The sequence below is a fragment of the Pseudomonas sp. FW300-N1A1 genome (genome assembly GCF_058789115.1).
In genome coordinates, this window is record NZ_JBYTBK010000012.1 from 24,460 (window position 1) to 43,590 (window position 19,131).

A 19,131-nucleotide genomic window follows, 5' to 3' on the forward strand; every position below is an offset into this window, starting at 1 on the left:
GTCGAAGAGATGGGTCAGAAAGTACATCCCATTGGCATTCGCCTGGGAATCGTCAAGGAGCACACCTCCGTCTGGTACGCAGACGGTCGGACTTATGCGGACTATTTGTTCGCTGATCTGAAGGTGCGTGAGTATCTCCAAGACAAACTAAAAAGCGCGTCCGTAAGCCGTATCGATATCCATCGTCCGGCGCAAACTGCACGTATCACCATCCACACCGCTCGTCCAGGTATCGTTATCGGGAAGAAAGGTGAAGATGTTGAGAAGCTGCGTCAGGACCTGACCAAGCAAATGGGTGTGCCTGTGCACATCAATATCGAAGAGATCCGCAAGCCGGAACTCGACGGTATGCTGGTTGCGCAGAGCGTAGCTCAGCAGCTGGAGCGTCGCGTAATGTTCCGTCGCGCTATGAAGCGCGCTGTTCAGAACGCCATGCGCATTGGTGCCAAAGGCATCAAAATCCAAGTGAGCGGTCGTCTCGGCGGTGCTGAAATCGCACGTACTGAATGGTATCGCGAAGGTCGTGTGCCACTGCACACCCTGCGTGCCGACATCGACTATGCCAACTACGAAGCTCACACCACTTACGGTGTGATCGGTGTAAAGGTTTGGATCTTCAAAGGCGAAGTAATTGGTGGTCGCCAAGAAGAGCTGAAACCACAAGCACCAGCGCCTCGTAAAAAAGCTGCTAAGTAAGGGGTACGCCAAATGTTGCAACCAAAGCGTACGAAGTTCCGCAAGCAAATGACTGGCCACAACCGTGGTCTGGCATTGCGCGGTAGCAAAGTCAGCTTCGGCGAGTTCGCGCTGAAGTCTGTAGCTCGTGGTCGTCTCACCGCTCGTCAGATCGAGTCAGCGCGTCGTGCTCTGACCCGTCACGTAAAACGTGGCGGCAAGATCTGGATCCGTGTGTTCCCGGACAAGCCTGTCACCAAAAAGCCACTCGAAGTTCGGATGGGTAAAGGTAAGGGTAACGTGGAATACTGGGTTGCCCAGATTCAGCCAGGCAAAGTCCTGTATGAAATCGAGGGTGTTACTGAAGAGCTGGCGCGTGAGGCTTTTGCCCTGGCTGCTGCAAAGCTGCCGCTCGCCACCGCCTTTGTTAAACGGACGGTGATGTGATGAAAGCGAATGAACTTCGTGAAAAATCCGCACAGCAGCTGAATGAGCAACTGCTCGGCTTGCTGCGCGACCAGTTCAATCTGCGTATGCAGAAAGCAACTGGCCAGTTGGGGCAGTCTCATCTGCTCTCGCAAGTTAAGCGTGACATCGCTCGCGTGAAGACTGTGCTCAACCAGCAGGCAGGTAAGTAATCATGGCTGAAGCCGAAAAAACTGTCCGTACGCTGACTGGCCGTGTTGTCAGCGACAAGATGGACAAGACCATCACCGTTCTGATCGAGCGTCGCGTTAAGCACCCGATCTACGGTAAATACGTTAAGCGTTCGACTAAGCTGCACGCGCACGACGAAACCAATCAGTGCCACATCGGCGACAAAGTCACTATTCGTGAAACTCGTCCGCTGGCCAAGACCAAGTCTTGGGCGCTGGTTGATGTTCTCGAACGCGCTGTGGAAGTCTAAGGACTAGGGGTCGGAGAAATTATATGATTCAGACTCAATCCATGCTCGATGTGGCCGATAACAGCGGCGCACGCCGCGTTATGTGCATCAAGGTGCTGGGTGGCTCCCATCGTCGTTACGCTGGTATCGGTGACATCATCAAAGTTACCGTCAAGGAAGCAATTCCTCGCGGTAAAGTGAAAAAAGGCCAAGTGATGACCGCTGTTGTGGTCCGCACTCGTCACGGTGTTCGCCGTGCTGATGGCTCCATTATCCGCTTTGATGGCAACGCTGCTGTTCTTCTGAACAACAAGCAAGAGCCGATCGGCACCCGTATCTTTGGGCCAGTGACCCGTGAACTTCGTACTGAGAAGTTCATGAAGATCGTCTCGCTCGCCCCAGAAGTGCTGTAAGGAGATCCGACATGCAAAAGATTCGTCGTGACGACGAGATCATCGTGATCGCCGGCAAAGACAAAGGTAAGCGCGGTAAGGTGCTTAAGGTTCTCGCTGATGACCGTCTGGTCGTTGGTGGTCTGAACCTGGTCAAGCGTCATACCAAGCCAAACCCGATGTCGGGCGTACAAGGCGGTATCGTCGAGAAAGAAGCGCCACTGCACGCTTCCAACGTTGCCATTTTCAACGGCGAAACCAACAAGGCTGACCGCGTTGGTTTCAAAGTAGAAGACGGCAAGAAAATTCGTGTCTTCAAGTCGACCCAAAAAGCGGTTGATGCTTGAACACTGCTAGGTAGAAGACCATGGCACGACTAAAAGAGATTTACCGGAAGGAAATCGCACCGAAACTTAAGGAAGAACTTAAGCTTTCGAACGTGATGGAAGTTCCGCGCGTTACCAAAATCACCCTGAACATGGGTCTGGGCGAAGCGATCGGCGACAAAAAAGTCATCGAGCACGCTGTTGCTGACCTGGAAAAGATCACCGGCCAGAAAGTCGTTGTGACCTACGCTCGCAAATCCATCGCTGGCTTTAAAGTCCGTGAAGGTTGGCCGATCGGCGTCAAAGTGACCCTGCGCCGTGAGCGTATGTACGAGTTCCTGGATCGTCTGCTGTCGATCTCCCTGCCTCGGGTTCGCGACTTCCGCGGCCTGAATGCCAAGTCCTTCGATGGTCGTGGTAACTACAGCATGGGCGTTAAAGAGCAGATCATCTTCCCGGAAATCGACTACGACAAGATCGATGCTCTCCGCGGTCTGGACATTACCCTGACCACCACTGCCAAGAACGATGATGAAGGTCGCGCTCTGCTGCGCGCTTTCAAATTCCCGTTCCGCAACTGATTGGAGTAGGAAAATGGCCAAGATGAGCATGAAAAACCGCGAGCTGAAGCGTCAGCTCACGGTTGCCAAGTACGCCAAAAAGCGTGCAGCACTGAAAGCTATCATCGTTGATCTGAACGCAAGTCCAGAAGCGCGTTGGGAAGCTACAGTAGCTCTGCAGAAGCAGCCACGTGACGCAAGCGCCTCGCGCATGCGTAACCGCTGCCGCCTGACCGGTCGTCCACACGGCGTTTACCGCAAGTTCGGCCTTGGCCGTAACAAACTGCGTGAAGCTGCAATGCGTGGTGACGTACCTGGTCTGGTTAAAGCCAGCTGGTAAGCACTGTCAAAGTCTCGGTGCTCGGGGTCGCAAGATCCTGACCGCCGGTGACCTTGAACTTGAATCAAGCCCCTTTTGGGGCTTGATTCATTTGTGGGGTGTGTCTAGAATACCCGGCTCGCCTGAGCCCGTACTTTTTACGTGCGGAGTTTCTCGGCGAAGGTAGTAGCCGCAAGGCTTATTTTTTTGTATTAGGAGCGTCTAGCCCATGAGTATGCAGGACCCGTTAGCGGACATGCTAACTCGAATCCGTAATGCCCAGATGGCTGAAAAGTCCGTCGTAAGCATGCCATCTTCTACTTTGAAGGTAGCTGTTGCCAAAGTCCTGAAGGACGAAGGTTACATTGCGGGTTATCAGATCAGCAGCGAAATCAAACCACTGCTGTCCATCGAGCTGAAATACTTCGAAGGCCGTCCGGTCATCGAGGAAGTGAAGCGCGTTAGCCGTCCAGGCCTGCGTCAGTACAAGTCCGTCGATGATCTGCCAAAAGTTCGTGGCGGTCTCGGTGTGTCTATCGTCTCCACCAACAAGGGTGTGATGACGGATCGTGCTGCGCGCGCTGCCGGTGTCGGCGGCGAAGTTCTTTGCACTGTGTTCTAAGGGGGGATAAGCATGTCTCGCGTCGCTAAGAACCCCGTTAAGCTGCCAGCCGGTGTCGAAGTAAAATTCGCAGGCCAACAGCTTTCGGTGAAGGGTGCCAAGGGCACTCTCGAACTGAACATCCATTCGTCCGTTGAGATCGTTGAAGAAGCTGGTGAGCTGCGTTTCGCTGCTCGCAATGGCGATCAACAGACTCGCGCAATGGCTGGTACCACTCGTGCGTTGGTTAACAACATGGTCCAAGGCGTAAGCCAAGGCTTCGAGCGCAAGCTCCAGCTGGTCGGTGTTGGTTACAAAGCGCAAGCAAAAGGCACAGTGCTGAACCTGGCTCTTGGCTTCTCGCACCCAGTGGATTATGAACTGCCGGAAGGCATCACCGCTGAGACTCCTAGCCAGACCGATATCCTGATCCGGGGTATCGATAAGCAGCTGGTAGGTCAAGTGGCCGCCGAGATCCGCGACTTCCGTCCACCAGAGCCGTACAAAGGCAAAGGTGTGCGCTACGCGGACGAAGTCGTCCGTCGTAAAGAAGCCAAGAAGAAGTAGGGCATAGCAAATGACCGACAAAAAAGTTACTCGACTGCGTCGCGCTCGCAAAGCACGCCTGAAAATGCACGAACTCGAAGTCGTGCGTCTCTGCGTGTTCCGCTCGTCGCAGCACATCTACGCCCAGGTCATTTCGGCCGACGGCAACAAAGTCCTGGCAAGTGCCTCGACTTTGGATAAAGAACTGCGTGATGGCGCCACTGGCAACATCGACGCGGCCACTAAGGTTGGCCAGCTGGTCGCTACGCGTGCTAAAGCCGCTGGCGTCTCGCAGGTGGCTTTCGACCGCTCTGGCTTCAAGTACCACGGTCGCGTCAAGGCGCTGGCTGATGCTGCTCGTGAAGCTGGGCTGGAGTTCTAAGTTATGTCAAATAACGACCAAAAGCGCGACGAAGGCTACATCGAGAAGCTGGTTCAAGTTAACCGCGTAGCCAAAACCGTTAAAGGCGGCCGTATCTTCACTTTCACCGCGTTGACCGTGGTGGGTGATGGTAAAGGGCGTGTTGGCTTCGGCCGTGGCAAGTCGCGTGAAGTGCCTGCTGCGATCCAGAAGGCAATGGAAGCTGCTCGCCGCAACATGATCCAAGTTGATCTGAACGGCACCACGCTGCAGTACGCAATGAAGTCCGCTCACGGCGCTTCGAAGGTGTACATGCAGCCTGCTTCTGAAGGTACCGGTATCATCGCTGGCGGCGCTATGCGTGCTGTCCTCGAAGTTGCTGGCGTTCAGAACGTTCTGGCCAAGTGCTACGGCTCGACTAACCCGGTAAACGTGGTTCACGCCACTTTCAAGGGTTTGAAGGCTATGCAATCTCCTGAATCCATTGCCGCCAAGCGTGGCAAAAGCGTCAAGGAGATCTTCTGATCATGGCTACCGTTAAAGTTACGCTGATCAAAAGCATGACCGGCCGTATCCCTAACCACAAACTGTGCGTTAAGGGTCTGGGTCTGCGTCGCATCGGTCACACTGTAGAAGTGCTTGATACTCCCGAGAATCGCGGGATGATCAACAAGGCTTACTACATGCTGCGTGTCGAGGGTTAATCGATGAAACTCAATGATCTGAGTCCAGCGCCGGGTTCCCGTCGCGAAAAGCATCGTCCGGGCCGTGGTATCGGTAGTGGTTTGGGTAAGACTGGTGGCCGTGGTCACAAAGGTCAGACCTCCCGCTCCGGTGGCACCATTGCTCCAGGCTTTGAAGGCGGTCAACAGCCGCTGCATCGTCGTCTGCCGAAGTTCGGTTTCGTTTCCCTGAAGGCCATGGACCGCGCAGAAGTGCGTCTGTCCGAGCTGGCTAAAGTGGAAGGCGACATCGTCACCGTGCAGTCCCTGAAAGATGCCAACGTGATCAACGTCAACGTACAGCGTGTGAAAATCATGCTGTCCGGTGAAGTGACTCGCGCTGTCACTATCGGCAAGGGAATCGGCGCCACCAAAGGTGCGCGTGCGGCTATCGAAGCAGCTGGCGGCAAGTTCGAGGAATAAATGGCTAAGCAAGGTGCTCTCTCTGCGCTCGGCAAAGGCGGTATGTCTGAACTCTGGGCTCGTCTGCGTTTTCTGTTCCTGGCGATTATCGTCTACCGAATAGGCGCACACATCCCGGTTCCAGGTATCAACCCGGACCGACTCGCGGACCTGTTTCGACAGAATGAGGGGACCATTCTTAGCTTGTTCAACATGTTTTCCGGCGGCGCGCTGGAACGGATGAGCATCTTTGCGCTGGGGATCATGCCGTACATCTCGGCATCGATCATCATGCAACTGATGACCGCCGTCAGCCCGCAGCTGGAGCAGTTGAAGAAGGAAGGTGAAGCTGGCCGTCGCAAGATCAGCCAGTACACCCGCTACGGCACTGTCGTCCTCGCTCTTGTTCAGGCTATCGGCATGTCCGTAGGCCTGGCAGGGCAGGGCGTTGCGTTCACTGGTGACTTTGGCTTCCATTTCGTTGCAGTAACCACGTTCGTGGCTGGTGCAATGTTCATGATGTGGCTGGGTGAGCAGATTACTGAGCGTGGTGTTGGCAACGGTATCTCGATGTTGATTTTCGCGGGTATCGTGGCCGGTCTTCCGAGAGCAATTGGGCAGTCTTTCGAGTCTGCGCGTCAGGGTGATATCAACATCTTCGCCCTGGTTGCCATCGGTCTGCTGGCAGTAGCGATTATCGGTTTCGTGGTGTTCATTGAGCGTGGTCAGCGTCGTATTGCTGTTCACTACGCCAAGCGTCAGCAGGGCCGCAAGGTCTTCGCTGCGCAGACTAGCCACCTGCCGTTGAAGGTGAACATGGCCGGTGTTATTCCGGCTATTTTCGCAAGCAGCATTTTGCTGTTTCCGGCTTCGTTGGGTGCCTGGTTCGGTCAGTCTGAAGGTATGGGCTGGTTGCAGGACATCTCGCAGTCGATCGCTCCTGGTCAGCCGTTGAATATTCTGCTGTTTAGTGCAGGGATTATTTTCTTCTGCTTCTTCTATACGGCGTTGATGTTCAATCCGAAAGACGTAGCGGAAAACCTGAAGAAGTCCGGTGCCTTTATTCCGGGCATCCGTCCAGGCGAGCAGTCTGCGCGCTATATTGATGGCGTTCTGACCCGCTTGACCATGTTCGGTGCTCTCTATATGACGGCCGTGTGCTTGCTGCCCCAGTTCCTGGTGGTTGCAGCAAACGTTCCGTTCTACCTTGGCGGGACCTCGTTGCTGATCGTCGTCGTGGTTGTGATGGACTTCATGTCCCAAGTACAATCGCACCTCGTTTCGCACCAGTACGAATCCCTGATGAAGAAAGCCAACCTGAAGGGTTACGGCAGCGGCATGCTGCGCTGACCCATAAGGTTCGAGGAGTTGGTGATGAAAGTTCGTGCATCGGTGAAAAAGCTGTGCCGTAACTGCAAGATTATTCGCCGCGAAGGTGTTGTTCGAGTAATTTGCAGCGCGGAACCGCGTCACAAACAGCGCCAAGGCTGAGTGTGATTGTGCTTCAAGCCCGGCAGCTAGTGCGCTGCCGGGTTGATTATTTGTTATTACAGCGATATTATCTCGCGCCCTATTTCTTGGCTTCCGGGGCGTAGGTAGCTGTCAATTGGAGTCCCACTGAATGGCCCGTATTGCAGGCGTCAACATTCCAGATAACAAGCATACTGTTATCTCGCTGACCTACATCTATGGTGTTGGTCGCACTACTGCGCAGAAGATCTGTGCAGTGACTGGGGTAAACCCAGCAGCAAAGATCAAGGATCTGAGCGACGAGCAAATTGAACAGCTGCGTGGCGAAGTGGCGAAGTTCACCACTGAAGGTGATCTGCGTCGCGAAATCAACATGAAAATCAAGCGCTTGATGGACCTCGGTTGCTATCGCGGTCTGCGTCATCGTCGTGGTCTGCCAGTACGCGGTCAGCGTACCAAGACCAACGCGCGTACCCGTAAAGGTCCGCGTAAGCCGATCCGCAAGTAATCGCCCCAGCGAATCGACAGGAAAATTATCATGGCAAAACCTGCTGCTCGTCCTCGTAAAAAAGTTAAAAAGACAGTGGTTGATGGCATCGCCCACATCCATGCATCTTTTAACAACACCATCGTGACCATCACCGACCGTCAAGGTAACGCGCTTTCTTGGGCTACCTCCGGTGGTTCGGGTTTCCGCGGTTCCCGCAAGTCCACCCCGTTCGCTGCTCAAGTAGCTGCTGAACGTGCTGGTCAAGCTGCGCTGGAATATGGCCTGAAAAACCTCGACGTTAACGTCAAGGGTCCAGGTCCAGGTCGTGAGTCCGCTGTCCGTGCTTTGAACGGCTGTGGCTATAAGATCGCCAGCATCACCGACGTGACGCCAATCCCGCACAACGGGTGCCGTCCGCCGAAGAAGCGCCGCGTGTAATCCAGGAGATTGTAAAGAATGGCTCGTTACATTGGTCCAAAATGCAAACTCGCTCGTCGCGAAGGCACCGATCTCTTCCTGAAGAGCGGCGTGCGCGCGATCGAATCGAAGTGCAACATTGAAGCAGCACCTGGTATCCACGGCCAACGCCGCGGTCGTCAGTCCGATTACGGCACCCAACTGCGTGAAAAGCAGAAGGTCCGTCGTATCTACGGCGTTCTCGAGCGTCAGTTCAGCGGCTACTACAAAGAAGCTGCTGGCAAGAAAGGTGCAACCGGTGAAAACCTGCTGCAACTGCTCGAATGCCGTCTGGACAACGTTGTATACCGTATGGGCTTTGGTTCGACTCGTGCCGAATCCCGTCAGCTGGTATCGCACAAATCCGTCAGCGTTAACGGCCAGACCGTAAACGTGCCGTCGTACCAGGTTCGTGCTGGTGACGTGGTCGCGATTCGCGAGAAAGCAAAGAACCAACTTCGCATTGTCCAAGCTCTCGATCTGTGTGCCCAACGTGGCCGCGTAGAATGGGTAGAAGTAGACACTGAGAAGAAGTCGGGCGTTTTCAAGAACGTTCCAGCTCGCAGTGATCTGTCCGCCGACATCAACGAAAGCCTGATTGTCGAGCTCTACTCCAAGTAAGGGCTAGAAAATAGGTGCATCCATGCAGATTTCGGTAAATGAGTTCCTGACACCCCGCCATATTGATGTGCAGGTTGTCAGTCCAACCCGCGCCAAGATCACACTCGAGCCTCTCGAGCGTGGTTTTGGCCACACCCTGGGCAACGCGCTGCGCCGCATCCTGTTGTCCTCAATGCCCGGCTGTGCAGTAGTCGAGGCCGAGATTGACGGTGTGCTCCACGAGTACAGCGCCATCGAAGGTGTACAGGAAGACGTAATTGAAATCCTGTTGAACCTTAAAGGTCTGGCTATCAAGCTGCACGGCCGTGACGAAGTTACGCTGACCTTGTCGAAGAAGGGTTCGGGGGTGGTTACCGCTGCCGATATTCAGCTGGATCATGATGTCGAGATCGTTAATCCCGATCACGTAATCGCTAACCTGGCGTCTAACGGCGCCCTGAACATGAAGCTCGTAGTAGCTCGTGGTCGTGGTTATGAACCGGCCGACTCGCGTCAGAGCGATGAAGACGAAAGCCGCAGCATTGGTCGCTTGCAGCTTGACTCTTCGTTCAGCCCGGTTCGCCGTATCGCATACGTGGTGGAAAACGCCCGTGTCGAGCAGCGTACTAACCTGGACAAGCTGGTTATTGATCTGGAAACCAACGGTACTCTGGATCCTGAAGAGGCTATCCGCCGCGCTGCAACCATCCTGCAACAGCAGTTGGCTGCGTTCGTCGACCTCAAGGGTGACAGTGAGCCAGTGGTAATCGAGCAGGAAGACGAGATCGATCCGATCCTGCTTCGCCCGGTTGACGATCTGGAACTGACTGTACGTTCGGCTAACTGCCTTAAGGCGGAAAACATTTACTACATCGGCGACCTGATTCAGCGTACCGAAGTAGAACTGTTGAAGACTCCGAACCTGGGCAAGAAATCCTTGACTGAAATCAAGGACGTTCTGGCCTCCCGCGGTCTGTCCCTCGGCATGCGCCTCGACAACTGGCCGCCTGCAAGTCTTAAGAAGGACGACAAGGCGACTGCCTGATCGTCGTAATCACCGAACGTGAGTTTGGTAAGGAATGAACCATGCGTCATCGTAAAAGTGGTCGTCACCTGAGCCGTACCAGCTCGCACCGCAAGGCCATGTTTCAAAACATGGCGGTGTCGCTGTTCGAGCACGAGCTGATCAAAACTACACTGCCGAAAGCCAAAGAACTGCGTCGCGTTGCTGAGCCGCTGATCACTTTGGCCAAGACAGACAGCCTGGCTAACCGCCGTCTGGCTTTCGACCGTACTCGTTCGAAAGCTATCGTTGGTAAGCTCTTCAACGACCTGGGCAAGCGTTACGCTACCCGTGAGGGTGGCTACCTGCGCATCCTCAAGTGCGGTTTCCGCGCTGGTGACAACGCGCCTATGGCGTACGTTGAGTTGGTTGATCGTGCTACTGCTGGCGAAGCTGTATCCGCCGAGTAAGACGTCAGTCTGAAACAAGGAACCGGGCCTAGTGCCCGGTTTTTTGTGCCTGCAAGAAAAGTGAGTGCCGGCCGCAAATCGATTCGAGTGCTTTCCAGTCGTGCTGGCCATTAGTTTGTTTCTATTGATCACGATCAATTAATGAATTTGATGGTGTCATCTTCATGGTCAATACTCCCTCTCAGCCGATTAGCCGGCAGTTTCCAGGACTGAAGAGGAAGATTGAGCATGAGCCAAAACAAAACGCTGACTACCGCTAGCGGCGCACCCGTCGCCGATAACCAGAATTCCCGTTCCGCCGGCCCTCGTGGCCCGCTGCTGCTCGACGATTTTCACCTGATCGAGAAGCTTGCCCATTTCAACCGTGAAAACATCCCGGAGCGCCGTGTACATGCGAAGGGCTCGGGTGCTTACGGTACGTTCACCGTTACGCGCGACATTACCCGGTACACCAGCGCCAAGCTGTTCGAATCGGTGGGTAAGCAAACCCCTACGTTCCTGCGGTTCTCCACTGTCGGTGGCGAGCGCGGCTCGGCTGACACCGAACGCGATCCACGTGGTTTTGCGCTCAAGTTCTATACCGAGGAAGGCAACTGGGACATCGTGGGCAATAACACGCCAGTGTTCTTCATTCGCGACCCGTTGAAGTTTCCGGATTTCATCCACACCCAGAAACGCCTGCCGCAGAGCAACCTGAAAAGTGCACAGATGATGTGGGACTTCTGGTCGCACTCGCCTGAGGCGCTGCACCAGGTCACCATTCTGTTCTCCGATCGGGGGATCCCGGACGGCTACCGTCACATGCACGGCTTCGGCAGCCACACCTACAGCCTGATCAGCGCCCAGGGCGAGCGTCACTGGGTCAAGTGGCACTACAAGACCAAGCAGGGCATCAAGAACCTGGCGCCGGCCGAGGCGGCGCGTCTGGCCGGTACGGATCCGGATTACGCTCAGCGTGATCTGTTTGGTGCGATCGAGCGCGGTGACTTCCCGAAATGGCGGGTATGCATCCAGATCATGACTGAGGCCCAGGCCGCGGCGCATTACGAAAACCCGTTCGACGTGACCAAGACCTGGTCGCAGAAGGAGTTCCCGCTGATTGAAGTGGGTGAGCTGGAGCTCAACCGTAATCCGCAGAACTACTTCGCTGAAGTCGAGCAGGCAGCCTTTGGTCCAAGCAACATGGTGCCAGGGGTGGGTCTGTCGCCGGATCGTATGCTGCAAGGTCGGGTTTTTGCCTACGCGGATGCCCACCGCTACCGCGTCGGTACCAATCACCAGCAACTGCCAGTGAATGCGCCCCGCAGTCCGGTCAACAGCTACCAGCGCGACGGCTCGATGGCGTTTGGCAGTAACGGTGGTGCGACACCTAATTATGAGCCCAACAGCTACGTGGATGCGCCCAAGCAGGCCCCTCGTTTTGCCGAGCCGGCGTTGGCGTTGAATGGTGCGGCTGATCGCTACGATCACCGTGAAGACACCGACTACTACAGTCATGCCGGTGCGTTGTTCCGGTTGATGAGCGATGAGCAGAAAGCCCTGCTGATCAGCAACATTGCCGGTGCCATGGCGGGTGTTTCCGGTGATGTGGTCGATCGCCAGCTGCAGCATTTCTTCAAGGCCGACCCGGCCTACGGCGATGGCATCGCGAAGGCGTTGGGCGTACAGCTTAACTAAGTCTAAACGATAAGCAGAACCGCCCTCATTTGGGCGGTTTTTGCGTTATTTAAACTGTTTTTCTCAGAATATCTTCGCTTTTATCGCGCGATTCGAGTGACCAAACGGTCGCCTTGGTTCAAACTACAGACTTTCAAGCAGGGAGATGTAGGGCGATGCAAGGTCACCCAGACGTAATCGATTACCTCAACACATTGCTCACGGGCGAACTGGCAGCGCGTGATCAGTATTTCATCCATTCGCGGATGTATGAGGACTGGGGCTTTACCGAGCTCTACGAGCGCATCAATCACGAAATGGAAGAAGAGACTCAGCACGCCGATGCACTGATGCGCCGGATCCTGATGCTTGAAGGCACGCCACGCATGCGTCCGGACGACCTGGACATCGGGACGACGGTGCCTGACATGTTCGCCGCCGACCTGCGCCTGGAGTACAAGGTGCGTGCCGCGCTCTGCAAAGGCATCGAGCTCTGCGAGCGACACAAGGATTACATCAGCCGCGACATGCTGCGCATTCAGTTGGCCGATACCGAAGAAGATCACACCTACTGGCTGGAGAAACAGCTGGGCTTGATCAAGCTGATCGGTCTGGAGAACTACCTGCAATCGCAGTTCTAACGCGCCTGCAGAACGCACAAAAAAACCCCTGGCACTGAATAAGTGCCAGGGGTTTTTTCATGGGGCAGTGTTAAGCCCGATCACGTTCCAGCAGCGGCTTGAGGTAGTACCCGGTATGGGACTGCTTCATCTCCGCTACTTCTTCAGGCGTGCCCACGGCAATGATCTGGCCGCCCTTGGAGCCACCTTCCGGCCCTAGGTCCACCAGCCAGTCGGCCGTCTTGATCACATCCAGGTTGTGTTCGATCACCACCACGGTATTACCGTGGTCGCGCAGGCGATGCAGGACGTCGAGCAGTTGCTGGATGTCCGCGAAGTGCAGGCCGGTGGTCGGCTCATCGAGGATGTACAGGGTCTTGCCGGTGTCGCGCTTGGATAGCTCGCGGGACAGCTTCACCCGTTGTGCCTCACCCCCCGACAGCGTTGTCGCTGATTGCCCCAGCTTGATGTACGACAGGCCCACATCCATCAACGTCTGGAGCTTGCGCGCCAGGGCTGGAACCGCATCGAAGAACACTCGCGCCTCTTCAATGGTCATCTCCAGGGTTTCGTGGATGCTCTTGCCCTTGTACTTGATCTCCAGGGTTTCACGGTTATAGCGCTTGCTCTTGCAGACGTCGCACGGGACATAGATGTCCGGCAGGAAGTGCATCTCGACCTTGATCAGGCCATCGCCCTGGCACGCTTCGCAGCGTCCCCCCTTCACGTTGAACGAGAAGCGCCCCGGGCCATAGCCCCGGGAGCGGGATTCCGGCACGCCGGCAAACAGTTCGCGAATCGGCGTGAACAGCCCGGTGTAAGTGGCGGGGTTGGAACGTGGCGTGCGGCCGATCGGGCTTTGGTCGATGTCGACCACCTTGTCCAGGTGTTCCAGGCCCTTGATGCCGTCGTGAGCGGCGGCTTCCAGGGTGGTCGCACCGTTCAGTGCCGTGGCGCTGAGGGGGAACAGGGTGTTGTTGATCAGCGTCGACTTGCCGGAACCGGATACGCCGGTCACGCAGGTCAGCAGGCCAATCGGGATATCCAGGTCGACATTGCGCAGGTTGTTGCCCCGGGCGCCTTTGAGCGACAGCGAGAGCTTCTTGTTGCGCGGCGTGCGCTTGGCCGGCACTTCGATCTTGACCCGGCCGGACAGGTACTTGCCCGTCAGCGAGTCCGGGTGGGCCATGACTTCGGCGGGTGTGCCTTCGGCGACGATATGCCCGCCATGCACACCCGCGCCCGGGCCGATGTCCACCACATAGTCGGCCAGGCGAATGGCGTCTTCGTCGTGCTCGACCACGATCACGGTGTTACCGATGTCGCGCAGATGCTTGAGTGTCCCCAGCAAGCGGTCGTTGTCCCGTTGGTGCAGGCCAATCGACGGTTCGTCGAGGATGTACAGCACACCTACCAGCCCGGCGCCGATCTGGCTGGCCAGGCGAATGCGTTGTGCTTCACCGCCTGACAGGGTGTCGGCGCTGCGGTCCAGCGACAGGTAGTCGAGGCCGACGTTGACCAGGAACTGCAAGCGCTGGCGGATTTCCTTGAGGATCTTGTCGGCGATTTCGCCGCGGCGACCGGGCAGGCTCAGCGTGCCGAAGTAGTCGCACGCATCACCGATCGGCAGGTTGGTCACGGCCGGCAGCGTTTTCTCGCCCACCCACACGTGCCGCGCTTCGCGCCGCAAGCGGGTGCCACGGCAGTCCGGGCACGGTTGGGTGCTGAGGAACTTGGCCAGCTCTTCGCGTACCGACGCGGATTCGGTTTCGCGGTAGCGACGGTCCAGGTTCGGCACGATGCCTTCGAACGGGTGTGAGCGTTTGACGATGTCGCCACGGTCGTTCAGGTATTTGAAGTCGACGTTCTGCGTACCGCTGCCATGCAGGATGACCTTTTGCTGGTCCGTCGGCAGTTGGCCGAACGGCACTTCCAGGCTGAAGCCGTAATGCGAGGCCAGGGAGCCGAGCATCTGGAAGTAATAGACGTTACGCCTGTCCCAGCCGCGTATCGCGCCTTCGGCCAGGGTCAGTTCGCTGTTGACCAGGCGCTTGATGTCGAAGAACTGCTTGACCCCCAGGCCGTCACAGGTCGGGCAGGCGCCGGCGGGGTTGTTGAAGGAGAACAGCTTGGGCTCCAGCTCGCTGATGGCGTGGCCGCAGATCGGGCAGGCGAAACGCGCGGAGAAGATCATCTCCTCACCTGGCTCGTCGTCCATCGGAGCAACCAGGGCAATGCCATCGGCCAGTTTCAACGCCGTTTCGAAGGACTCGGCCAGACGCTGTTGCAGGTCGTCGCGCACCTTGAAGCGGTCGACCACGACGTCGATCGAGTGCTTCTTCTGTTTATCCAGCTTCGGCAGTTCGTCCAGCTCGCAGAGCCTGCCGTTGACCCGGGCCCGGACAAAGCCCTGGGCGCGCAGTTCTTCGAAGACCGACAGGTGTTCGCCTTTTCGCTCGCGGATCACCGGGGCCAGCAGCATCAGCTTGCTGCCTTCGGGTTGGGCCAGGACCAGGTCGACCATCTGGCTGACGGTCTGGGCTTCCAGTGGAATGTCGTGATCCGGGCAGCGCGGAATACCGGCGCGGGCGTAAAGCAGGCGCAGATAGTCGTAGATTTCGGTGATGGTGCCGACGGTGGAGCGCGGGTTGTGCGAGGTCGATTTCTGTTCGATGGAAATCGCTGGCGACAGGCCTTCGATGGTGTCGACGTCAGGCTTTTCCATCATCGACAGGAACTGTCGGGCGTAGGCCGACAGTGACTCGACATAGCGTCGCTGACCCTCGGCGTACAGCGTGTCGAATGCCAGGGAAGACTTGCCAGACCCGGACAAGCCGGTGATGACGATCAGCTTGTCCCGTGGCAGGGTCAGGTCGATGTTCTTCAGGTTGTGGGTTCGAGCCCCACGAATCAGGATCTTGTCCAAGATGGCCTCGCTTGGCGGGCGTCGAAAACCCAAGAGTATACGGCCAAATACTGGATGGATGCACACTGTCAAATGAGCGCGGCGCAGCCTTACATGAAGAGTCTGTCATCCGTGCGCGTCAAAGCGTCACCCTATACCCCGTCAACCGATGGGACTGGTAGAATCGCCGCCGGTTCACATGAGGTAATTCCATGCACGATCCCCACAGCGAACGCATGAGTGGTAGCGAGACCCGCGCAGCAAGCGGTCTGGCCCTGGTGTTCGCGTTCCGTATGCTTGGCATGTTCATGGTGTTGCCAGTACTGGCGACCTACGGCATGGACCTGGCAGGCGCGACCCCGGCCCTGATCGGCCTGGCGATTGGTGCCTATGGCCTGACACAGGCACTGTTCCAGATTCCGTTCGGGGTGATTTCAGACCGTATCGGTCGGCGCCCGGTGATTTACCTGGGGCTGATCGTCTTCGCCCTGGGCAGTGTGCTGGCTGCCAATGCCGATTCGATCTGGGGCGTGATCGCCGGACGCATCCTGCAAGGTGCCGGGGCGATCTCCGCAGCGGTCATGGCCTTGCTGTCCGACCTGACTCGCGAACAACACCGCACCAAGGCCATGGCCATGATTGGCATGACCATCGGCCTGTCGTTTGCCGTGGCCATGGTGGTCGGGCCGTTGCTGACCCGCGCATTCGGGCTGTCTGGCCTGTTCCTGGCGACGGGCGGCATGGCGTTGATCGGCATCCTGATCGTGATGTTCATGGTGCCGCGCTCCACCGGCCCTCTGCAGCACCGCGAATCCGGCGTGGCCCGCCAGGCCCTGATGCCGACGCTCAAGCACCCGGACCTGCTGCGCCTGGACCTGGGTATTTTTGTGTTGCACGCGATGTTGATGTCGAGCTTCGTCGCCTTGCCGCTGGCGCTGGTCGAGAAGGCCGGGCTGCCCAAGGAGCAGCACTGGTGGGTATACCTGACCGCGCTGCTGATTTCCTTCTTCGCCATGATCCCGTTCATTATCTACGGCGAGAAGAAACGCAAAATGAAACGAGTTTTACTCGGTGCCGTCGTGACGCTGATGCTCACTGAGCTATTCTTCTGGCAGTTCGGCGACAGCTTGCGGGCTCTGGTGATCGGGACGGTGGTGTTCTTTACCGCCTTCAATCTGCTGGAAGCTTCGTTGCCGTCGCTGATCAGCAAGGTTTCACCGGCAGGCGGCAAGGGCACGGCGATGGGGGTTTACTCCACCAGCCAGTTCCTCGGTTCGGCACTCGGCGGGATCATGGGTGGCTGGATGTTCCAGCATGGCGGTCTGTCGGTTGTGTTCCTCGGATGCGCAGGTCTGGCTGCCCTCTGGCTGGCCTTTGCTGTTACCATGCGTGAACCTCCCTATGTGACGAGCCTGCGCTTGCCGTTATCGCCTGAAGCGGTCCGCGAAGCCGGTCTGGTCGAGCGCCTTTTGGCCGTTGTAGGGGTAACAGATGCCGTTGTAGTCGCTGATGAAGCGGCGATCTACATCAAATTGGACACCGAACTATTGGATCGCACCACCCTCGAGCGCCTGGTCAACAACCCGGCGCCGACAGCGTGCGAAGCCTAGGAGAACGTTATGGCCCGTGGGGTTAACAAAGTCATATTGGTCGGTACTTGCGGCCAGGATCCCGAAGTTCGCTACTTGCCTAACGGTAACGCCGTGACCAACCTGAGTCTGGCGACCAGCGAACAGTGGACCGACAAGCAAACCGGTCAGAAAGTCGAAAAGACCGAATGGCACCGTGTGTCGATGTTCGGCAAGGTTGCAGAGATCGCCGGCGAATACCTGCGTAAAGGTTCGCAGGTCTACATCGAAGGCAAGCTGCAGACCCGCGAGTGGGAAAAAGACGGTATCAAGCGTTACACCACCGAAATCGTGGTCGACATGCAAGGCACCATGCAGCTGCTGGGCGGCCGTCCACAGGGCGACCAACAAGGCCAGGGCGGCGGTAACAACTACCAGCAATCCGCTCCGCGCCAGCAGGCTCCGCGTCCTGCACCGCAACAACAGCCGCAGCGTGAGTCGCGTCCAGCGCCACAGCAACAGGCCGCACCGCAGCCGGCTCCGGATTTCGACAGCTTTGATGACGATATTCCGTTCTAGGCAGTAACACGCTTCAAGCCACAAGCTGCAAGCTGAAAGAACCCGCGCTTCGGTCCACGAAACGCGGGTTTTTTGCTTTCGTTTGCCGCTTAACGCTGCGCGAAGCGCAACATATCCGCATTCACCTGCTCTTTATGGGTATCCGTCAGCCCATGGGGCGCCCCCGGATAGACGATCAGTTCGGCGTGCTCGATCAATCGCTTGCTCTCCAGCCCCGCCGCCTGGATCGGCACGATCTGGTCATCGTCGCCATGGATGATCAGGGTCGGCAGATCAAACTTCTTCAATTCCTCGCGAAAGTCGGTTTCCGAAAACGCCTTGATGCTGTCGAGGGTGTTTTTGTGACCGCCCATCATGCCTTGCATCCAGAACGAATCGATCAGCCCTTGGGATGATGTCGCGCCTGGGCGGTTGAAGCCGAAGAACGGGCCGCCGGCAATGTCCTTGTACAGCTGCGAGCGGTCGGCGATGGAGCCGGCGCGGATGCCGTCGAAGACTTCGATCGGCAGGCCCTTGGGGTTGGTTTCGGTCTTGAGCATCAAGGGCGGTACCGCGCTAATCAGCCCGGCCTTGGCCAGGCGCCGGGTGCCGTGGCGGCCGATGTAACGCGCGACTTCGCCGCCGCCGGTGGAGAAGCCGAAGAGGATCACGTTGTGCAGGTCGAGGTGTTCGATCAGCTCGGCGAGGTCGTCGGCGTAGTGATCCATGTCGTTGCCATCCCACGGCTGGCTCGAGCGCCCGTGACCGCGGCGATCATGGGCGATGGCGCGAAAGCCGTTGCTGGCAAAGTGCAGCATCTGCGATTCCCAACTATCGGCGCTCAGCGGCCAACCGTGGCTGAACACCACCGGTTGCCCGTGGCCCCAGTCCTTGTAATACAGGGTGTTGCCTTCGCGAGTCGTGAGAGTAGCCATGTCTTTCGTCTCCAATGAATGCTCAGGTGGGTGAGGCTCAGTGGTGGGCAGCCAGAAACGTTTCGGTGGACACCACATTGGCGTAGGCAAAGCCCAGGGCCGACATGAACGCGGCATGGACCTGGGCGGCCGGCACAATCAGACCGTTGAACTCCAGGTCGCGGGTCGCACAGGCGTCGTGGATGACCGTCACGGTGTAGCCAAGGTCGGCCGCGGCTCGAGTGATGCCATCGACGCACATGTGACTCATGCTGCCGACGATCACCAGGTTCTCGATGCCTTGCTGGTCGAGGATTGACTGTAGTTCGGTTTCGCGGAACGAGTTGACGAAGTGCTTGAGCACCACCGGTTCGTCATGGCGGTTGAGGACTTTGGGGTGCAGCTTCGCGCCTTCGGAGCCCGGGGTGAAAAACGGTGCCGCGTCGGAGGTGAATTCGTGGCGGATGTGCACCACCTGATCACCAGCCTCGCGAAAGGCCTGGATCAGTTTCGCGGCGTTATCGGCGGCCGCGTCTGCACCGACCAGCGGCCACTTGCCTTGGGGGAAGTAGTCATTCTGGATATCGACTACGATGAGTGCTTGCTTGGCCATGGGTGTTTCCTCGAACGC

28 protein-coding genes are annotated in these 19,131 nt (G+C 57.3%); 25 read left to right on the forward strand and 3 right to left on the reverse strand.

The genetic code is table 11. The features are described from left to right. The first annotated feature begins 9 nt into the window (after positions 1-9). From rpsC to bfr, 23 genes are all read left to right on the forward strand, one after another. On the forward strand, positions 10-696 hold the full coding sequence (gene rpsC / locus AC3WQN_RS11015; RefSeq protein ID WP_003176422.1) for a 30S ribosomal protein S3: 687 nt from the start codon (positions 10-12) through the stop codon (positions 694-696). A 12-nt stretch (positions 697-708) separates the two neighbouring features. Then, the gene (gene rplP, locus AC3WQN_RS11020) at positions 709-1,122 is read left to right on the forward strand and encodes a 50S ribosomal protein L16 (protein WP_103401065.1); all 414 of its coding nucleotides are present in this window, start codon (positions 709-711) and stop codon (positions 1,120-1,122) included. Continuing rightward, positions 1,122-1,313: a 50S ribosomal protein L29 gene (rpmC, locus tag AC3WQN_RS11025; protein WP_002555481.1), complete on the forward strand. Its 192-nt coding sequence runs from the start codon at positions 1,122-1,124 to the stop codon at positions 1,311-1,313. Before rplP ends, rpmC begins: the two co-directional genes overlap by 1 nt. A 2-nt stretch (positions 1,314-1,315) precedes the next feature. Continuing rightward, a complete protein-coding gene (gene rpsQ / locus AC3WQN_RS11030; RefSeq protein WP_003176419.1) occupies positions 1,316-1,582 on the forward strand; it encodes a 30S ribosomal protein S17 in 267 nt (88 codons plus the stop codon). A gap of 23 nt (positions 1,583-1,605) precedes the next feature. Beyond that, positions 1,606-1,974, forward strand: a complete 369-nt coding sequence (rplN, locus tag AC3WQN_RS11035) for a 50S ribosomal protein L14 (RefSeq protein ID WP_002555479.1) — start codon at positions 1,606-1,608, stop codon at positions 1,972-1,974. Between the two features lie 11 nt (positions 1,975-1,985). After that, positions 1,986-2,300: a 50S ribosomal protein L24 gene (gene rplX, locus AC3WQN_RS11040; RefSeq protein ID WP_007896770.1), complete on the forward strand. Its 315-nt coding sequence runs from the start codon at positions 1,986-1,988 to the stop codon at positions 2,298-2,300. Positions 2,301-2,320: 20 nt separating this feature from the next. Beyond that, positions 2,321-2,860 (forward strand): 50S ribosomal protein L5, encoded by a 540-nt coding sequence (rplE, locus tag AC3WQN_RS11045; protein WP_003210069.1) that lies wholly within the window; start codon positions 2,321-2,323, stop codon positions 2,858-2,860. Positions 2,861-2,873: 13 nt separating this feature from the next. Continuing rightward, positions 2,874-3,179, forward strand: a complete 306-nt coding sequence (gene rpsN, locus AC3WQN_RS11050) for a 30S ribosomal protein S14 (RefSeq protein WP_003176414.1) — start codon at positions 2,874-2,876, stop codon at positions 3,177-3,179. Positions 3,180-3,387: 208 nt separating this feature from the next. Next, positions 3,388-3,780 carry a 30S ribosomal protein S8 gene (gene rpsH / locus AC3WQN_RS11055; RefSeq protein WP_003186040.1) on the forward strand — a complete coding sequence of 131 codons (393 nt, stop codon included), beginning with the start codon at positions 3,388-3,390 and terminating at the stop codon, positions 3,778-3,780. A gap of 12 nt (positions 3,781-3,792) precedes the next feature. Then, positions 3,793-4,326: a 50S ribosomal protein L6 gene (gene rplF, locus AC3WQN_RS11060; RefSeq protein ID WP_007896774.1), complete on the forward strand. Its 534-nt coding sequence runs from the start codon at positions 3,793-3,795 to the stop codon at positions 4,324-4,326. Between the two features lie 10 nt (positions 4,327-4,336). Then, complete coding sequence (rplR, locus tag AC3WQN_RS11065) at positions 4,337-4,687, forward strand: 50S ribosomal protein L18 (RefSeq protein WP_003186037.1); 351 nt, start codon at positions 4,337-4,339, stop codon at positions 4,685-4,687. Positions 4,688-4,690: 3 nt separating this feature from the next. After that, positions 4,691-5,191 (forward strand): 30S ribosomal protein S5, encoded by a 501-nt coding sequence (rpsE, locus tag AC3WQN_RS11070; RefSeq protein ID WP_003186035.1) that lies wholly within the window; start codon positions 4,691-4,693, stop codon positions 5,189-5,191. A gap of 2 nt (positions 5,192-5,193) precedes the next feature. Beyond that, complete coding sequence (rpmD, locus tag AC3WQN_RS11075) at positions 5,194-5,370, forward strand: 50S ribosomal protein L30 (RefSeq protein ID WP_003186033.1); 177 nt, start codon at positions 5,194-5,196, stop codon at positions 5,368-5,370. 3 nt (positions 5,371-5,373) lie between these two features. Further along, the gene (rplO, locus tag AC3WQN_RS11080; protein ID WP_003228720.1) at positions 5,374-5,811 is read left to right on the forward strand and encodes a 50S ribosomal protein L15; all 438 of its coding nucleotides are present in this window, start codon (positions 5,374-5,376) and stop codon (positions 5,809-5,811) included. Then, on the forward strand, positions 5,812-7,140 hold the full coding sequence (secY, locus tag AC3WQN_RS11085; protein WP_095080431.1) for a preprotein translocase subunit SecY: 1,329 nt from the start codon (positions 5,812-5,814) through the stop codon (positions 7,138-7,140). Between the two features lie 24 nt (positions 7,141-7,164). Continuing rightward, positions 7,165-7,281, forward strand: a complete 117-nt coding sequence (gene rpmJ, locus AC3WQN_RS11090) for a 50S ribosomal protein L36 (RefSeq protein WP_002555468.1) — start codon at positions 7,165-7,167, stop codon at positions 7,279-7,281. 130 nt (positions 7,282-7,411) lie between these two features. Beyond that, positions 7,412-7,768, forward strand: coding sequence for a 30S ribosomal protein S13 (gene rpsM, locus AC3WQN_RS11095; RefSeq protein WP_003186020.1), 357 nt, complete (start codon positions 7,412-7,414; stop codon positions 7,766-7,768). A 30-nt stretch (positions 7,769-7,798) separates the two neighbouring features. Further along, positions 7,799-8,188: a 30S ribosomal protein S11 gene (rpsK, locus tag AC3WQN_RS11100; RefSeq protein ID WP_002555466.1), complete on the forward strand. Its 390-nt coding sequence runs from the start codon at positions 7,799-7,801 to the stop codon at positions 8,186-8,188. A gap of 18 nt (positions 8,189-8,206) precedes the next feature. Then, positions 8,207-8,827, forward strand: coding sequence for a 30S ribosomal protein S4 (gene rpsD, locus AC3WQN_RS11105; RefSeq protein WP_003210056.1), 621 nt, complete (start codon positions 8,207-8,209; stop codon positions 8,825-8,827). A 22-nt stretch (positions 8,828-8,849) separates the two neighbouring features. Beyond that, on the forward strand, positions 8,850-9,851 hold the full coding sequence (locus AC3WQN_RS11110) for a DNA-directed RNA polymerase subunit alpha (RefSeq protein WP_007924176.1): 1,002 nt from the start codon (positions 8,850-8,852) through the stop codon (positions 9,849-9,851). Positions 9,852-9,892: 41 nt separating this feature from the next. Further along, positions 9,893-10,279, forward strand: coding sequence for a 50S ribosomal protein L17 (gene rplQ, locus AC3WQN_RS11115; RefSeq protein WP_003176402.1), 387 nt, complete (start codon positions 9,893-9,895; stop codon positions 10,277-10,279). 228 nt (positions 10,280-10,507) lie between these two features. Beyond that, complete coding sequence (locus AC3WQN_RS11120) at positions 10,508-11,956, forward strand: catalase (protein WP_103401064.1); 1,449 nt, start codon at positions 10,508-10,510, stop codon at positions 11,954-11,956. Positions 11,957-12,111: 155 nt separating this feature from the next. Next, positions 12,112-12,576 (forward strand): bacterioferritin, encoded by a 465-nt coding sequence (gene bfr / locus AC3WQN_RS11125; RefSeq protein WP_095080434.1) that lies wholly within the window; start codon positions 12,112-12,114, stop codon positions 12,574-12,576. 70 nt (positions 12,577-12,646) lie between these two features. On the opposite strand, the gene uvrA is transcribed toward bfr, so the two are convergent. Continuing rightward, complete coding sequence (gene uvrA, locus AC3WQN_RS11130; RefSeq protein WP_103401063.1) at positions 12,647-15,481, reverse strand: excinuclease ABC subunit UvrA; 2,835 nt, start codon at positions 15,479-15,481, stop codon at positions 12,647-12,649. 191 nt (positions 15,482-15,672) lie between these two features. Here uvrA and AC3WQN_RS11135 point away from each other — a divergent pair, with 191 nt between their 5' ends. Both AC3WQN_RS11135 and AC3WQN_RS11140 read left to right on the forward strand, forming a co-directional pair. After that, on the forward strand, positions 15,673-17,070 hold the full coding sequence (locus AC3WQN_RS11135; protein WP_095145343.1) for an MFS transporter: 1,398 nt from the start codon (positions 15,673-15,675) through the stop codon (positions 17,068-17,070). Between the two features lie 9 nt (positions 17,071-17,079). Next, positions 17,080-17,607, forward strand: a complete 528-nt coding sequence (locus tag AC3WQN_RS11140; RefSeq protein WP_103401062.1) for a single-stranded DNA-binding protein — start codon at positions 17,080-17,082, stop codon at positions 17,605-17,607. Positions 17,608-17,696: 89 nt separating this feature from the next. Here AC3WQN_RS11140 and AC3WQN_RS11145 read toward each other — a convergent pair whose 3' ends face one another. Together AC3WQN_RS11145 and AC3WQN_RS11150 are read right to left on the reverse strand one after the other, a co-directional pair. After that, complete coding sequence (locus AC3WQN_RS11145) at positions 17,697-18,521, reverse strand: alpha/beta fold hydrolase (protein WP_103401061.1); 825 nt, start codon at positions 18,519-18,521, stop codon at positions 17,697-17,699. A 37-nt stretch (positions 18,522-18,558) separates the two neighbouring features. Continuing rightward, positions 18,559-19,113: a cysteine hydrolase family protein gene (locus AC3WQN_RS11150; RefSeq protein ID WP_103401060.1), complete on the reverse strand. Its 555-nt coding sequence runs from the start codon at positions 19,111-19,113 to the stop codon at positions 18,559-18,561. Positions 19,114-19,131 lie beyond the last annotated feature (18 nt).

Coding starts and splice junctions, on each gene's coding strand:
- rpsC (WP_003176422.1), top strand. CDS start 10: ATGGGTCAGAAAGTACATCCCATTGGCATTCGCCTGGGAATCGTCAAG.
- rplP (WP_103401065.1), top strand. CDS start 709: ATGTTGCAACCAAAGCGTACGAAGTTCCGCAAGCAAATGACTGGCCAC.
- rpmC (WP_002555481.1), top strand. CDS start 1,122: ATGAAAGCGAATGAACTTCGTGAAAAATCCGCACAGCAGCTGAATGAG.
- rpsQ (WP_003176419.1), top strand. CDS start 1,316: ATGGCTGAAGCCGAAAAAACTGTCCGTACGCTGACTGGCCGTGTTGTC.
- rplN (WP_002555479.1), top strand. CDS start 1,606: ATGATTCAGACTCAATCCATGCTCGATGTGGCCGATAACAGCGGCGCA.
- rplX (WP_007896770.1), top strand. CDS start 1,986: ATGCAAAAGATTCGTCGTGACGACGAGATCATCGTGATCGCCGGCAAA.
- rplE (WP_003210069.1), top strand. CDS start 2,321: ATGGCACGACTAAAAGAGATTTACCGGAAGGAAATCGCACCGAAACTT.
- rpsN (WP_003176414.1), top strand. CDS start 2,874: ATGGCCAAGATGAGCATGAAAAACCGCGAGCTGAAGCGTCAGCTCACG.
- rpsH (WP_003186040.1), top strand. CDS start 3,388: ATGAGTATGCAGGACCCGTTAGCGGACATGCTAACTCGAATCCGTAAT.
- rplF (WP_007896774.1), top strand. CDS start 3,793: ATGTCTCGCGTCGCTAAGAACCCCGTTAAGCTGCCAGCCGGTGTCGAA.
- rplR (WP_003186037.1), top strand. CDS start 4,337: ATGACCGACAAAAAAGTTACTCGACTGCGTCGCGCTCGCAAAGCACGC.
- rpsE (WP_003186035.1), top strand. CDS start 4,691: ATGTCAAATAACGACCAAAAGCGCGACGAAGGCTACATCGAGAAGCTG.
- rpmD (WP_003186033.1), top strand. CDS start 5,194: ATGGCTACCGTTAAAGTTACGCTGATCAAAAGCATGACCGGCCGTATC.
- rplO (WP_003228720.1), top strand. CDS start 5,374: ATGAAACTCAATGATCTGAGTCCAGCGCCGGGTTCCCGTCGCGAAAAG.
- secY (WP_095080431.1), top strand. CDS start 5,812: ATGGCTAAGCAAGGTGCTCTCTCTGCGCTCGGCAAAGGCGGTATGTCT.
- rpmJ (WP_002555468.1), top strand. CDS start 7,165: ATGAAAGTTCGTGCATCGGTGAAAAAGCTGTGCCGTAACTGCAAGATT.
- rpsM (WP_003186020.1), top strand. CDS start 7,412: ATGGCCCGTATTGCAGGCGTCAACATTCCAGATAACAAGCATACTGTT.
- rpsK (WP_002555466.1), top strand. CDS start 7,799: ATGGCAAAACCTGCTGCTCGTCCTCGTAAAAAAGTTAAAAAGACAGTG.
- rpsD (WP_003210056.1), top strand. CDS start 8,207: ATGGCTCGTTACATTGGTCCAAAATGCAAACTCGCTCGTCGCGAAGGC.
- AC3WQN_RS11110 (WP_007924176.1), top strand. CDS start 8,850: ATGCAGATTTCGGTAAATGAGTTCCTGACACCCCGCCATATTGATGTG.
- rplQ (WP_003176402.1), top strand. CDS start 9,893: ATGCGTCATCGTAAAAGTGGTCGTCACCTGAGCCGTACCAGCTCGCAC.
- AC3WQN_RS11120 (WP_103401064.1), top strand. CDS start 10,508: ATGAGCCAAAACAAAACGCTGACTACCGCTAGCGGCGCACCCGTCGCC.
- bfr (WP_095080434.1), top strand. CDS start 12,112: ATGCAAGGTCACCCAGACGTAATCGATTACCTCAACACATTGCTCACG.
- AC3WQN_RS11135 (WP_095145343.1), top strand. CDS start 15,673: ATGCACGATCCCCACAGCGAACGCATGAGTGGTAGCGAGACCCGCGCA.
- AC3WQN_RS11140 (WP_103401062.1), top strand. CDS start 17,080: ATGGCCCGTGGGGTTAACAAAGTCATATTGGTCGGTACTTGCGGCCAG.
- AC3WQN_RS11145 (WP_103401061.1), bottom strand. CDS start 18,521: ATGGCTACTCTCACGACTCGCGAAGGCAACACCCTGTATTACAAGGAC.
- AC3WQN_RS11150 (WP_103401060.1), bottom strand. CDS start 19,113: ATGGCCAAGCAAGCACTCATCGTAGTCGATATCCAGAATGACTACTTC.